The sequence below is a fragment of the Arthrospira sp. PCC 9901 genome, from assembly GCF_059013425.1.
The window spans coordinates 467,472-480,817 of sequence record NZ_CP102296.1 but is presented as its reverse complement, the minus strand read 5'-3'; the positions used below and the strand labels follow the sequence as shown (position 1 = coordinate 480,817).

Here is a 13,346-nt window from a genome sequence, read left to right as displayed (position 1 = left end):
AAAAATGGAATTTTCCACGGAAAGCCGCAAGGCTGATCATCTGCGAATTTGTTTAGAGTCTGATGTACAATTCCGCCAAAAAACCAATGGTTTCGATCGCTATCGGTTTACCCACTGCTGTCTACCGGAAATTAATCTTGGGGAGGTAGAGGTCTCCACAGAGTTTCTGGGTAAGTCCCTGGGTGCGCCGTTGTTAATTTCCTCGATGACTGGTGGCACAGAACAGGCTAAACTAATTAATACCCGCCTAGCCAGGGCTGCTGTCAAACATAAAATTGCCATGGGGGTGGGTTCCCAAAGGGTGGCGGTGGAAAAGCCAGAATTAGCCCCCACTTTCGCCGTGCGATCGCTCGCTCCTGATATTCTGCTATTTGCTAATTTGGGCGCAGTTCAACTAAACTATAGCTATGGCTTAGAGCAATGTCAGCGGGTAATTGATATTCTGGAAGCCGATGCCCTAATTTTGCATCTCAATCCTCTCCAGGAGTGCATTCAAACCGAAGGCGATACTAATTTCCGAGGAATACTTGACAAAATTGCCGATTTATGCTATAGGCTGCCAGTTCCGGTGATTGCCAAAGAAGTCGGTAACGGCATATCAGCTACTATGGCTAAAAAGCTGATAGATGCGGGAGTAGCTGCCATTGACGTGGCTGGTGCGGGTGGTACGTCTTGGGCAAGAATAGAAGGACAGAGGGCGACAGATCCTCGTCAGCGGCGCTTAGGGGAAACTTTCGCTGATTGGGGTTTACCGACGGCTGAGTGTATCACTGAGGTGAGGGCAAACTCTCCTGACATTCCTCTGATTGCTTCTGGGGGACTCCGCAACGGTTTAGACGTGGCATCAGCGATCGCTTTAGGTGCTGATTTAGCCGGTTTAGCGTGGCCTTTTTTACAGGCGGCGGCTGAGTCAGAGGCTGCTGTTGATAGTTTGGTAGACATTCTGGTAGCCGAAATATCCACGGTGCTATTTTGCACGGGAAGTAGAACCATTAAGGATCTTCAGCGACCACAAGTTTTGAGATCCATATATTGACTCGCCGCCTACTAGGTAGGGGAGGGGTTGGCTGATAGGGATTGGTTGGTTAACCGACCCCCAAAATGGGACAGTAGGGCATAGCGCCCGTCCCAGCTATCAGTTATTGGGGAGTAAATTTAGCCAAAGGCCAGAAGGGGAACTGTTGATTAGCCTGGAGGTTGACCCCTTGAATGTTGTTTTGGGCAAAAACATGGATTTTGTCTTGCCATAGGGGAATAAAAGGCACATCCTCAGCCAGGAGTTGTTGAATTTCGTGAAAGATAGCTTGTCGAGTCTCAGGATTAGCTTCAGTGCGCTGTTGTCGAATTAACTGATTCATGCGATCGCTATAATAAAAGGACCCATGATATTGACTAGCACCTTCGACGCATCCCGTTTCGGGGGAACCATTAGCACAATCCAGAAAGGGGTGTATATAGTTATCAGGGTCCAAGAAATCCGCATACCAATCGAGAATAAAAGTGGGATAAATTCCCTTCTCCAAATTTTGAAAAGCCGTAGTTGTGTCTACACTTTGGGGTTGTAACTGTAAAATACCCCCCAAATTATTATCAGATAAAGCCTTGAGAGTAGCCGCCAACTCTTGACGTTTCTGGGAGTTCGCACCATACCAAAGTTCAACTACAGCGGGGTTTTCGGGAGTAAATCCCGCCTCTGTTAACAGTTGTTTAGCCTGCTCAAAATTAGCATCTCCGTAGGCTTCCTTAAACACGGGAAGGTAACTTTCAAAAGTAGTAGGAATGAGACTATAAAGAGGTTCAGCTTGTCCTCGCAGCACCCTTTCATTAATTAAATTTCTATCGACTAAAGAGGCGATCGCCTGTCGCACTTCCACCCGGTCTAGGGGTTCGCTGTTCACATTTAATACTATATAATTAATAGTATTTCCATCAGCAGTAATTGCTTGCCATCTTCCCTGTTCTGCACCTTCTAATAAACTTGAAATTTGGTCAGGTTCAAGGGATATATAAGCGACATCGACAGCATTAGTCCGGAAAGAATTAAACAAATTCGCAGGACTAGAAAAGCGTTGTAAATCGACACCTTGATTAGCTGTTTTATCCCCCCAATATTGTTCAAAAGGATTGAGGCGAATCAGATCTACACCATATTCTGTTAAAACATAAGGTCCGGTTCCGACAAAAGAATTAGGCCGAAATTTCCCAGGTCCAATTTCATAAGCACTAGGGGAAACCGCACAAGCTCCCGAAAATGCTAATAGGGAGGGGAAAGCCGCAAAGGGACGCTTGAGTTTAATAGTTAATTCATATTCCCCGGTGGCAGTAATCTCATCAACAATATCGGAGAGTAAAGAGGAAGGGGGTCCGCCGTTTTCAATAAACCGCCGCAGGGAAAAAGCCATCGCCTCAGCATTAAAAGGCGTATCATCATGGAAAAGGACTCCCTGACGTAGGGGGATAGTATAGGTTAGCCTATCGTCGCTAATGGTAGGAAAATCGGTAGCCAGTTGAGGCTTGAGTTGGGTAGTTCCCACTTGATAGGCATAGAGGCGATCGCCTAAATTATAGAGAAGATTGCCAGAAATAACCTCATAGGCATCGGCTGGATCGATAGTGCGGAGAGTTTGGGTAGTACCAATAATAATCCGTTCGTCGCCGTTACTAGACCCTGGGGTAGTAGTGGTTTGATTATTGGGTTGACCGCAACTGATAATGAGGAAGCTAACCAAGCCAAACAGTCCTAAAAATTGCCATAGGACTCGGAACCGTCGCCGACTACCCCTAACCAAGTTAGATAACAGCATCTGGTGTTTTTTGTGCATCTGATGAATGTTTTAATTTAAGGCGCGCCGTGCTAGTTTAGCATAGGTTTTTACTGTCTGATATGGCATTTCCAAATCAGTAGCGATCGCTTGTAGAGATTCCCCCAACTCCCGACGCGCCAGAATAGTCGCCCAGGTTTCGGCTATGTCGGTGGCGCGGTTTCCCCCGGTGCGCTGTCTTTGGGAACGGAAAATTTCGGTTAATTCCAGAATGCGATCGGCTAGTATTTGTTGAATAGTAGAGATAGGCTGAATATCCTCTACTAACCAGCCTAAGCGAGTTTGTCCTAAACCAAAGGGGGTTTTATGTCCCGTTCCACAGTAGGGGGCTAGTTGTCCTAGGGCGTAAAATAGCTGTTGCTGCTGTTGGATATTTCCAGAAAACTTGGTTTTGCTTTTCTGGGAGGTAGCTAATTCAATGGCTCCGGTGAACCCGGTTACCATTCCCCGTTTTCCGGCTGCGACTTTGACGGACTGTAGGTGATGACGTTGGAGGATGACAAACTCATCGACCCATTCTAAAAATAAGTCGCGATCGCATTTGATGTCAGAAAAATCATTCCACCGCCGCAGGTAGCTATGGAAGAGGTTAACTGGAATTGGTAGGGGGAGATGATGTCCTTTGTGACGAAAACTGGTGGGAGAGAGGAAACTTAATTTCAGGTTTCCGGTTTTGGGGGACTGCTGTTCCCACAGTTGCTGATAGGTCTTGGCTTCCAGGAAGACTTTACAGGAATTGATAGTTAGGGGGGCGTTTCTGAGTTCAATGCGGGGGGGTAGGTTTTGGGTCCATTTCCCTAGCCACTGAACTACCGGACGAGATAACCCCGTGATATACCAATGATAGAGGCGATCGCCTTGTAATTGCAGATTTTTTCCAGAGGTCATTAGGGAACCGGACAACCCTGAAATCGTAAAGGCTTTTTCTGATTGTCCATCATGGAGATATTGGGAAAGTTCTGGGTTAGTGTTACGCACTTGGTCAAGAAACCAGGCGTGTAGACCAATGGTATATTGAGGGTAAAGGGTATGATTGTCCGTAGCTGTGAGTTCAAATTCCAAACCTACCAATTCGCTTTCGGTAGACCACTGGGAATTTACCGAGGGATGCTCACGGTTACGTTTCTTAGGGTAAGCCATAACAGTTGATGGTTTTTGGGTTCGGTTAACATAACCTTTTGTTGACAATGGTATGGGACAATACATAATGGCAGCAGTTTTTTTGATGCCATTGCTGTGTATACTTTAGCCATAATGTATATCTCCCACCCTCAGACTACTACAGAAACGAGCGATCGCTCCCTACTCCAGCAACGAATCAGGATTGAATCTCTAGTTAATGCAAATCAGACCCCAGCCAATGAACCCGCCACCGGTTATGATATAATCGAGGGTCTAGCCAACACCTACCAGCCCAAAACTCTGTCCCCTAAGTATTTTTATGATGATCAGGGTTCTCTATTGTTTGAAAAAATCTGCGAATTACCCGAATATTATCCGACCCGCACAGAAACGGCTATTTTAAGGGATTTTGCGTCGGAAATTGCCACTTTAACTGGTCCGACGGAATTGGTAGAGTTAGGGAGTGGTAGTTCTACTAAAACTCGGATTTTATTAGATGCTTACCAAAGTTTAGGCTATCCTTTGCGTTATCTTCCCATTGATATTAGTGGGGGTATTTTGGAAACTAGCGCCTATCAATTGTTAGAAGATTATCCATCTTTACAAGTTCATGGAATTGTAGCCACCTATGAACAGGCTTTAGCGACATTAGAACCCGCACCGCTTCCCAGTCGCATGATTTGCTTTCTGGGTAGCACCTTGGGAAATTTAACCCCCACGGAGTGCGATCGCTTTTTCTCACAAATTACAGCCGCTTTATTACCAGGGGAATATTTCCTATTAGGTGTGGATTTACATAAACCCACCGATATTTTAGAAGCCGCTTATAATGATAGTCAGGGGGTAACGGCAGCTTTTAATTTAAATATGCTGTCACATTTAAACCATCGTTTTGATGGTGATTTTGATATCAAAAACTTTGAACATTGGGCTTTTTATAACCTAGAAGAACATCAAATTGAGATGCACCTACGCAGTCTCTGTCAGCAAACTGTACGTCTGCAAAGTTTAAACCTGACCGTCCATTTTAGCGCCCAGGAAACAGTCCGCACCGAAATTTCCCGGAAATTTGAACTAGAAAATATGCAGAATTATCTAAACCAGCAAGGTTTACAACCCGTCAAGACTTGGACTGATAGTAACAATTGGTTTGGTCTAATTCTGGCTAAATGTAAGGGGTAGGATAGGAAGTATATGGGGGAAAATTAATTATCCCAGCCCTCTCGCCCTCTCCCAGAAGGAGAGGGAGTTCCATTATCAATAGAAATGGGTGATGTGTAGCCCGAAAAGCTAAAATTTATTGAGATCGATGCCAGCCTCTTTAGCCATAGCCTGTAACCCTTTCTTCTCAATAGTTTTAATAGCCTTAGTGGAAAGTTTCAGACGTACCCAGCGCTTACCTTGGGGCCACCATATCCGTTTCCACTGCAAATTAGCTTGTTGTAGTTTATGACTACGACGGTGGGAGTGAGAGACAGCCATTCCGTTATTAGCCCGTTTTCCTGTAAGCTGACAGACACGAGACATAGTACCCTCCAGTTGAAAATTAAATGCAAACCCTTATTATAAGCGATCGGGGGCTAAATCAAGTGAGATAGTTGGAAATGTTGGGTTAGGCTAGATAGTGCTGTGCGAGACGTTCAGGCATGAAATAGGGGTGTAATACCCGAAATAACCGCCTGGTAGGGACTTCAGCCCCTTGGTTGAATATAATAAGCTCGCTTCTGAACATCCCTATAACTGTTTATATGTCCCTAAATTTAGTATCATAAGATACAAAATGAGGCAGGGAACCCAAGGTCAACAAACCCTGTAACAATTCTTAACATTTCTTAACAATCAGAGGGACGGGAAACCGAACCTAGGAAAAGACGGGGAACCGTACAGGAATGAAGGGAAATCAGGGTTGAGGGTGACGGCGATAGCCACCCCCAGTTTCAGGACCCACAAACCTGGGATTGAAGCGGGGAACGGAAGGCTCCGAGGTGTAACCTAACACCAGAAACGAGACCACTGCCAACCATCTACGATTAGGGGAACCTAATGTCTGACATGAACCACCGTAATTAGCCAGTAGCGTAATGGGTTGATACGCTGCGCCCAAAAGGGCAAGGGGAACAGCAGGGGTTTTGTACTACCACCTGCATAGACCTTTAAAGTACCCCGGTGGACAGGACAAATCTAAGGATGGAACGCCCATATAAACGGAACGTTTTAAGTCCCCAAGTGCTCTGAGGGAATTGGTCGAAGAACTCAGTAGTGACAAGTGTAAGCGTATGGTGCGAGACGTTCGGGTATGAAATAGGGCTGAAATGCCCGAAATAACTACCCGGTGAGGATTCCAGCTCCGAATCTGGATATAAGGAGACCTCTCCTGACCATCCTCATAACTGGTTATATGTCCCGACGCTTAGGGCACTAAGCAAGGCAGGGAACTCAAGGTCATAAACGAACTGAGAAATCAGGGAGTAGAGAGTAACGGCGATAGCCACCCCCAGTTTTGGAAATCATAACTCCAGGATTGAAGCGGGGAACGGAAGGCGTGAGGTAGAACCTACTACCAAGACGCGACCACTGCCAACCATCTATGATTAGGAAGACCGAATGTCCGACTTGAACCATCGTAATACACTAGCAGCGAAATAGGTTGACACGCTGCGCTCAAAAGGGCAAGGGGAAAAGTAGGGGGTTCGTGCGACTACCTACACAGACCTTTAAAAGTACCCCGGCGGAGAGGACAAATCTAACGATGGAATGCCCATATAATCGGAACGTTGTAACCCCTCTAATGCTCTGCCTATAAACAAGTGAGTAATGCTATTCACAAGGCAGTAGTGAAAAATGTAAGCGCATGCTTAGAGGGTGAAGGATGTGACCAGAAGCTAAAGCCCAATTGTAATGGTTGGGATATGCCCACAGGTCACGGTGGGGATATAGATACTGCGGTCAGTAAGAGTATAATGGCGAGGACGAGTTTAAAGACTACGTGGTGCATATAGCTCTGAACATCGAAGTAGAAAGCAGGTCTCTTGATTCTGCTCCTTTGACAAATAGGGTATCCACACCAGGAGCCGTGTGATGGGAAACTATCAAGCACGGTTCTGAATGGGAGAGGGTGAAGGTGACTTCACTCTCGACCCCTAACCATTGGGGATGTGAGATGTGACCAAAAGCCAACGCCCGACTGTAATGGAAGGGATATGCTAACAGGTCACGGTTTGATTGCAAGGAATAGAGTCTAGTAGGTGTACAAATGGCGATAGCGAGCTTAAAGAAAGGGTTTGAGAAATCAAAACCAATCAAGACTACGAAAAACGCATGGAGTGCGACTCGTTTCTGCCAAAAGTAGAAGGGATAATCCCCGAAACGTGGGCAGAGCAAGGAACACAGCCCCCTAAAAAGGGCATCGAACCTTGACAACTAGATATCGATGATGGTGAAAGTCCATCCCGCGAGGTGTATCGCGTGAAAGCACTTCCCCCACAGTAGAGACTGGTCATCAATCTGTGAAGCGGGGATGAAAGGGAGTAAGCCTGGGTCTAAACGGGCGCTCTCCCAAGCAAGTGTCCATGGATAGGAAACGAAGCCACATCCGAAGCGTCGTTAGTTGTAACCTGCGAAAATTGGACTGATACGCAGGAGCCAAAATGGCTAAGGATAAAGGGGAGGCTGATTTCATACAGACCTCTCATACACCCAAATAAACCCGGCGTATAGTGGCATCCTAAAGACACAATCAATCGATATCTGGAACGAGATCACCTCCGTTGACGCTCTCAGGAACAAGGTCGAAATCCTGAGTAGGAAACCATCCGCAAGCCAACGAGAGGAAGGATTGAGTCAGAAGCGAATGCCTGGGGTAATGCCCAGGATATGCTGACGGACTCACGATAATTTGGAAGATGGAGCTTTAGTAGCATGGAAACGCCCAAAACGATTGGAAACAATACGGTGGTGCTGGAATGGCGAGATGTCGATTGGAAATCAATCGAACGTCGAGTTTTCCGCCTGCAAAAACGGATTCATCAAGCCGAACATCGTGGTGACGTTAAAACAGTTCGCAGACTCCAAAAGTTACTGCTAAAAAGCTGGTCAGCCAGAATGCTAGCGGTTCGTCGGGTTACCCAGGATAACCAAGGCAAAAAGACGGCGGGAGTGGACGGGGCTAAATCCCTATCCCCAAAAGCACGTATGAACCTTGTAGGTCAATTGAAACTCAACTCGAAAGCCAAACCCGCACGCCGGGTATGGATTCCCAAACCGGGAAGAGACGAAAAGAGACCATTGGGAATACCCACAATGTACGACCGCGCATTACAAGCCCTAGTCAAAATGGCACTCGAACCCCAATGGGAAGCCAGGTTTGAACCCAACTCATACGGGTTCAGACCAGGAAGGTCTTGTCAGGATGCAATAGAGGCAATATTCAACGCTATTAGGTATAAACCTAAATGGGTACTGGATGCCGATATTGCCAAGTGCTTTGACAAGATTGACCATGGCAAACTATTGGACAAGCTCGAAACGATACCCGCCATTAGACGACAAATCCGAGCATGGCTAAAAGCTGGGGTAATAGACTCTGGACAACTATTCCCGACCGATGAGGGTACACCACAGGGAGGCGTAATAAGCCCCCTACTGGCAAACATCGCCCTCCACGGCATGGAAGAAAGCGTCAAGGAATTAGCGGAACAGCTACCCGGAAAAGGTAGCCGTAGAGACAGAAGGAAAGCGGTATCTCTAATCAGATACGCAGATGACTTCGTTATCATCCACGAAAACCTTGGGGTTATCGAGAAATGTCGTGACCACATCCAAGAATGGTTGAAAGGAATGGGATTAGAACTCAAAGAGGAAAAAACCCATATCACCCACACGATTGAGGGTGAGCAACCGGGGTTCGATTTTCTAGGTTTCAACATCCAACAACATAAAGTTGGTAAACACAAAACCGGAATGAATACCCGTAATGAGCCTCTAGGATTCAAAACCATCATCAAACCCAGCAAAAAAGCTATTAAGACCCACTACCAGAAATTGAAACAGATAGTAGATTCTCACATCAGCGCACCACAAGAGGCGCTAATTACGCACCTTAACCCGGTCATCAAGGGATGGAGCAACTACTACTCAACAGTGGTGTCAAAACAAACATTTAACCAATTGGATAACCTCCTCTATTGGAAGTTAACCAGATGGGGAAAAAGAAGACACCCAAACAAAACTGGTAAATGGGCAGCCCGGAAATATTGGCAGAAGATTGGAAATAAAAGCTGGGCTTTCGCAACCCGCACGGAATCAAACCCGATGCAGATACGAACGCACATGGAAACACCAATCATCCGCCATATCAAGGTCAAAGGCGAAGCCAGCCCATATGATGGTAACCTTAAATATTGGAGTGCAAGAATGGGTAAACAACCCGGTATGCCAACAAGGGTGTCGAAACTCTTGAAGAAGCAAAAAGGGAAATGCGCCCACTGTGGACTGACATTCCGTGAAGAGGATATAATGGAAATCGACCACATCATCCCCAAATCAAAAGACGGAAAGGATGTGTACAAGAACCTCCAACTTCTTCATCGTCACTGCCACGATGTTAAGACTGCCTCAGATGGTAGTCGCGGTTCTCATGACAAGAGCCAAGTTGTTGAGGAGCCGGATGAGGTGAAAGTCTCAAGTCCGGTTCTGAAGACGAGTCGGGTGGGCGACTGCCCGGCTTAGTTTAACAAACTATCCCATGGGTGAAAGTCCAACGGAAAGTTTTCAAGCTCCAAAAGAGTATATTTCAAGCAGCTAAATCGGGACAGGACGCGAAGGCACGAAGGTGGCAACGTCTACTGGTGAAGTCATATTATGCCCGACTCCTAGCAGTGCGGCTGTAGGGGCGGGTTCCACGGTCAGCCATGCTTCCCAACAGTCAGCTTAATAAACCCGCCCCCCAAGATAATCAAGGCAAGAAAACGGCTGGAGTCGATGGAATGAGAGCAATCTCACCAAGGCAAAGGTATGAACTTGTCGAAAGCATTAAGGGAAATCTCAAAGCAAAACCACTGCGACGGGTATGGATACCAAAACCCGGAAGGGATGAAAAACGCCCTCTGGGAATACCCACAATCCAAGATAGAGCAAGGCAAGCCTTGGTTAAATCGGCTCTTGAACCTGAATGGGAATCGAGATTTGAAGGCACAAGCTATGGGTTCCGACCTGGTCGGTCAGCCCACGACGCAATTGGTAGAATCTATACTGCCATAAATCAAGGACAATACTATGTTCTCGATGCTGATATAGCGAAATGTTCTTACCGTGAACCATGATTATCTACTGTCCAAAATTCATTGTCCAAGCAGCCTGAAGAGAGACTTGAAACAATGGCTCAAAGCAGGTGTGCTAGATAACGGTGTATTTGAGGATACAGAAACAGGGACACCCCAAGGAGGGGTAATAAGTCCAATACTCGCCAACATCGCACTGGATGGAATGGAAAGGCTAGTTAAGGAAATGTATCCAAATAAAGGAACAGCCATTCAGGTGAACCTTATAAGATACGCCGATGATTTGGTGGTTATATCAAAAAACCGGGAAATCATTGAACAGTGCAAAACTGCAATTTCCGAATGGTTAAAACCTGTAGGATTAGAAATAAAACCTGAAAAGACTCGAATCTGTCATACACTCAAATCTATTGAGTACAATGGCAAAACAGAGGAACCAGGGTTCGACTTTCTGGGATTCAATATCAGGCAATATCCGGTAGGAAAACATAAAACTGGGAAAAATACACATGGGAAACCATTAGGATTCAAAACCTACATCAAACCCAGCAAGAAAGCAGTTAAAGCCCATACAGAAGTGATTAAGGGTGTAATCAAACAACATAAAACAGCACCTCAATCAGCCCTGATTAACAAACTAAACCCAATCATTAGGGGATGGTCAAATTATTATTCAGGGGTCGTCTCAACAGAGACCTTCACAATGCTAGACCACACAATCTGGCTAATGTTAAGGGCATGGACAGGTTCAAGATGCGGAAAGGCAAGCTACGAAAAGCTAGGAAACTACTTCCATAAAGGAACGGTTAAACTTAGCAATGGGAAAGAAAGACATGAATCCTGGTTATTCAAGACTAAGGATGGATTCACATTATGGCAACATAATTGGACTCCGATTGTCAGACACACCCTAATACGCCCTAATGCAACACCATACGACGGAAAATGGACTTACTGGGCAACCAGACGAGGTCAGGCAATTGAAACGCCAAATAAGGTAGCAAAACTACTCAAAAAGCCAAAAGGTAGGTGTACCTGGTGCGGGCAATACTTTACCCCATCAGACCTAGTTGAAGTAGACCACATTGTACCTCGAAGCCTAGGCGGAAAGGATGAATACAAGAACCTCCAACTATTACATCGCCACTGTCATGATGATCAAACGGCACTCGACAACGCCAACGCTGTATCCTTAACAATGGAGCAGTCAGACTAGGAGCCGTGTGAAGGGAAACTTTCACGCACGGTTCTGAATGGGAGGGGATGGAGGTGACTCCATTCTCGACCCCTAATGGTGTTGCCTAAACAGTCCGACAAGAGCATGATTTAATCTCAAATTAGGTTAATATTTTAGGGCAATATGGTATAAGAAGCGAGAAGAGTTGAGGATAAACCTATTGCCAGATATGTCAAACCCAAGGAAGCCGCCCAAATCCTTGGAGTCCATGAAAGAATACTCCGCAGATGGGACAAAAATGGCTCAATCGAGACCATCAGAACCCCCGCTGGGCAACGACGATACAACGTTGAGTGATATACTGCCAAATCAGGCAGTGACAAACGCAAAGTCGTTATCTATGCCAGAGTTAGTAGCCGCGCCCAGCAGTCAGACCTCAACCGACAGGTGGCCGCACTGTCCAACCTCTACCCCGAAGCAGAAGTCGTCTCAGAAATCGGAGGCGGGCTCAACTTCAAGGGAAAGGGAAAGAAAATGCTGGCCTTACTGGGACAAGTCTTGTCAGGAGATGTCGGCATGGTTGTCGTTGCCCACCCAGACCGATTGGCAATATGGGGATTTGACTGGTTTCGATGGCTCTGTGAGCAAAACAGGTGCTCACTCATGGTTCTCAACGAGACAAGTCTCAGTCCAGAACCAGAAATGGTTGAGGACATCCTCGCCATCCTCCACTGCTTCAGTTCCCGATTATACGGACGGAGTAAATACCAAACTCAGGTCAAAGAAGATCCGGATTTACCCCAGCCCGGAGCTAAATCAAGTCTGGCGTAAATGGCTGGCTGCTTGTCGGTATTGCTACAACCAAGCAATTGCATTATCTAGGAGTGGTAAACGACTAAGCAAACTGAAATTACGCAACGAAGTGATGCAGAGTGACTTACCCGAATGGGTCAAAGAAACACCCTGCCACATTCGGCAAAATGCCATCTTTGATGCCTATCAGGCTTTGACCGCCAGTCCTGGCGCAAGGTTTAGGAGCTGTCGGGATAGTTCTCAAGGGATTAAGTTCAATAATACTAATTTCTCTTCAGGGAGTTGGTATCCAAGACTCACGAAAGGATTAACTTTCATGGTTTCCGAACCCATCCCTAAAACTTGCGGGCAAGGGACTCAGTTGGTGTTTACCAAAGGTCGATGGTTGGCGATTTTCCCTGAACCAGTTGCCGTTACCCCAACTGAAGCGAATGGCGTAATTGCATTAGACCCGGGTGTGCGAACTTTCATAACTGGGTTTGATGGTTCACGATTTCTGGAATTTGGCTCCGGGGATATAGGACGCATTACTAGGCTATGTCAACATTTGGATGATTTGATGAGCCGAATCGCCAAGGAACCCTGTCGTTCAAGAAGGCGACGGATGAGGCAAGCGGCTCAACGAATGAGAACCAAAATCCGCAATCTAGTTGATGAAGCCCACAAACAAATTGCTCACTACTTGACTCACAACTACAGCATAATTTTTCTGCCCACCTTCGAGACTTCCAACATGGTTGCCAAAGCCAAGCGGAAAATCAAATCCAAGACTGCCCGCGCCATGCTGACATGGGCGCATTATCGATTCAAACTAACCCTGAGACATCAAGCCGAGATAACTGGAACCATGGTTGTAGATGTGACGGAAGAATACACCAGCAAAACCTGTACTCACTGTGGTCATGTGCATTCCCAGCTAGGTGGCTCAAAAGTGTTCCGATGTCCGGAGTGTGGGTTCACTCTACCCAGGGACTGGAACGGTGCTTTTGGAATCTTTCTAAAAGCTTTGCGGGATACCGCCTCTGTTACCTTAACGGATAATAGTGCTATCGTCGCATTGTCAGGCAATAGCCGGATAAATGTCGCGTAAATGTATCAGAAAAAGATAAATTCTGGTCTCCCCCAAACCAGGGC

The 13,346-nt window shown here is 46.3% G+C and carries 10 protein-coding genes and 1 pseudogene; 8 read left to right on the top strand and 3 right to left on the bottom strand.

Features of this window, described 5'->3' with window-relative positions; translation table 11 throughout:
* Window positions 1–4: 4 nt before the first annotated feature.
* The gene (gene fni / locus NLZ44_RS02260) at window positions 5–1,036 is read left to right on the top strand and encodes a type 2 isopentenyl-diphosphate Delta-isomerase (protein WP_315660769.1); all 1,032 of its coding nucleotides are present in this window, start codon (window positions 5–7) and stop codon (window positions 1,034–1,036) included.
* Window positions 1,037–1,139: 103 nt separating this feature from the next.
* Here the strand turns inward: fni and NLZ44_RS02255 are convergent, their stop codons facing one another.
* Together NLZ44_RS02255 and cas6 are read right to left on the bottom strand one after the other, a co-directional pair.
* Entirely contained in the window at window positions 1,140–2,822 is a 1,683-nt protein-coding gene (locus NLZ44_RS02255; protein WP_315660771.1) for an ABC transporter substrate-binding protein, read from the bottom strand.
* Window positions 2,823–2,834: 12 nt separating this feature from the next.
* On the bottom strand, window positions 2,835–3,962 hold the full coding sequence (cas6, locus tag NLZ44_RS02250; protein ID WP_315660773.1) for a CRISPR-associated endoribonuclease Cas6: 1,128 nt from the start codon (window positions 3,960–3,962) through the stop codon (window positions 2,835–2,837).
* A gap of 114 nt (window positions 3,963–4,076) precedes the next feature.
* On the opposite strand from cas6, the gene egtD reads away from it, so the two are divergent.
* Window positions 4,077–5,126 carry an L-histidine N(alpha)-methyltransferase gene (gene egtD / locus NLZ44_RS02245; RefSeq protein WP_493751732.1) on the top strand — a complete coding sequence of 350 codons (1,050 nt, stop codon included), beginning with the start codon at window positions 4,077–4,079 and terminating at the stop codon, window positions 5,124–5,126.
* 108 nt (window positions 5,127–5,234) lie between these two features.
* Here egtD and rpmB read toward each other — a convergent pair whose 3' ends face one another.
* Window positions 5,235–5,471 carry a 50S ribosomal protein L28 gene (rpmB, locus tag NLZ44_RS02240; protein WP_006669318.1) on the bottom strand — a complete coding sequence of 79 codons (237 nt, stop codon included), beginning with the start codon at window positions 5,469–5,471 and terminating at the stop codon, window positions 5,235–5,237.
* Window positions 5,472–7,862: 2,391 nt separating this feature from the next.
* Here rpmB and ltrA point away from each other — a divergent pair.
* The 6 genes and pseudogenes from ltrA (at window position 7,863) to NLZ44_RS02210 (ending at window position 13,302) form a co-directional block, all read left to right on the top strand.
* Window positions 7,863–9,671, top strand: a complete 1,809-nt coding sequence (gene ltrA / locus NLZ44_RS02235) for a group II intron reverse transcriptase/maturase (RefSeq protein ID WP_493751731.1) — start codon at window positions 7,863–7,865, stop codon at window positions 9,669–9,671.
* Window positions 9,672–9,682: 11 nt separating this feature from the next.
* Window positions 9,683–9,832 (top strand): reverse transcriptase N-terminal domain-containing protein, encoded by a 150-nt coding sequence (locus NLZ44_RS02230; RefSeq protein ID WP_493752928.1) that lies wholly within the window; start codon window positions 9,683–9,685, stop codon window positions 9,830–9,832.
* Window positions 9,833–9,853: 21 nt separating this feature from the next.
* On the top strand, window positions 9,854–10,264 hold the full coding sequence (locus tag NLZ44_RS02225) for a reverse transcriptase domain-containing protein (RefSeq protein ID WP_493751623.1): 411 nt from the start codon (window positions 9,854–9,856) through the stop codon (window positions 10,262–10,264).
* Window positions 10,254–11,438 (top strand): group II intron reverse transcriptase, encoded by a 1,185-nt coding sequence (locus NLZ44_RS02220; RefSeq protein ID WP_493751622.1) that lies wholly within the window; start codon window positions 10,254–10,256, stop codon window positions 11,436–11,438. The genes NLZ44_RS02225 and NLZ44_RS02220 overlap by 11 nt, the downstream gene beginning before the upstream one ends.
* Before the next feature lie 180 nt (window positions 11,439–11,618).
* Window positions 11,619–12,230: pseudogene (locus tag NLZ44_RS02215) on the top strand (IS607 family transposase).
* The gene (locus NLZ44_RS02210; protein WP_493752935.1) at window positions 12,187–13,302 is read left to right on the top strand and encodes an RNA-guided endonuclease InsQ/TnpB family protein; all 1,116 of its coding nucleotides are present in this window, start codon (window positions 12,187–12,189) and stop codon (window positions 13,300–13,302) included. Before NLZ44_RS02215 ends, NLZ44_RS02210 begins: the two are co-directional and overlap by 44 nt.
* Window positions 13,303–13,346 lie beyond the last annotated feature (44 nt).

Coding starts and splice junctions, on each gene's coding strand:
- fni (WP_315660769.1), top strand. CDS start 5: ATGGAATTTTCCACGGAAAGCCGCAAGGCTGATCATCTGCGAATTTGT.
- NLZ44_RS02255 (WP_315660771.1), bottom strand. CDS start 2,822: ATGCACAAAAAACACCAGATGCTGTTATCTAACTTGGTTAGGGGTAGT.
- cas6 (WP_315660773.1), bottom strand. CDS start 3,962: ATGGCTTACCCTAAGAAACGTAACCGTGAGCATCCCTCGGTAAATTCC.
- egtD (WP_493751732.1), top strand. CDS start 4,077: ATGTATATCTCCCACCCTCAGACTACTACAGAAACGAGCGATCGCTCC.
- rpmB (WP_006669318.1), bottom strand. CDS start 5,471: ATGTCTCGTGTCTGTCAGCTTACAGGAAAACGGGCTAATAACGGAATG.
- ltrA (WP_493751731.1), top strand. CDS start 7,863: ATGGAAACGCCCAAAACGATTGGAAACAATACGGTGGTGCTGGAATGG.
- NLZ44_RS02225 (WP_493751623.1), top strand. CDS start 9,854: ATGCTTCCCAACAGTCAGCTTAATAAACCCGCCCCCCAAGATAATCAA.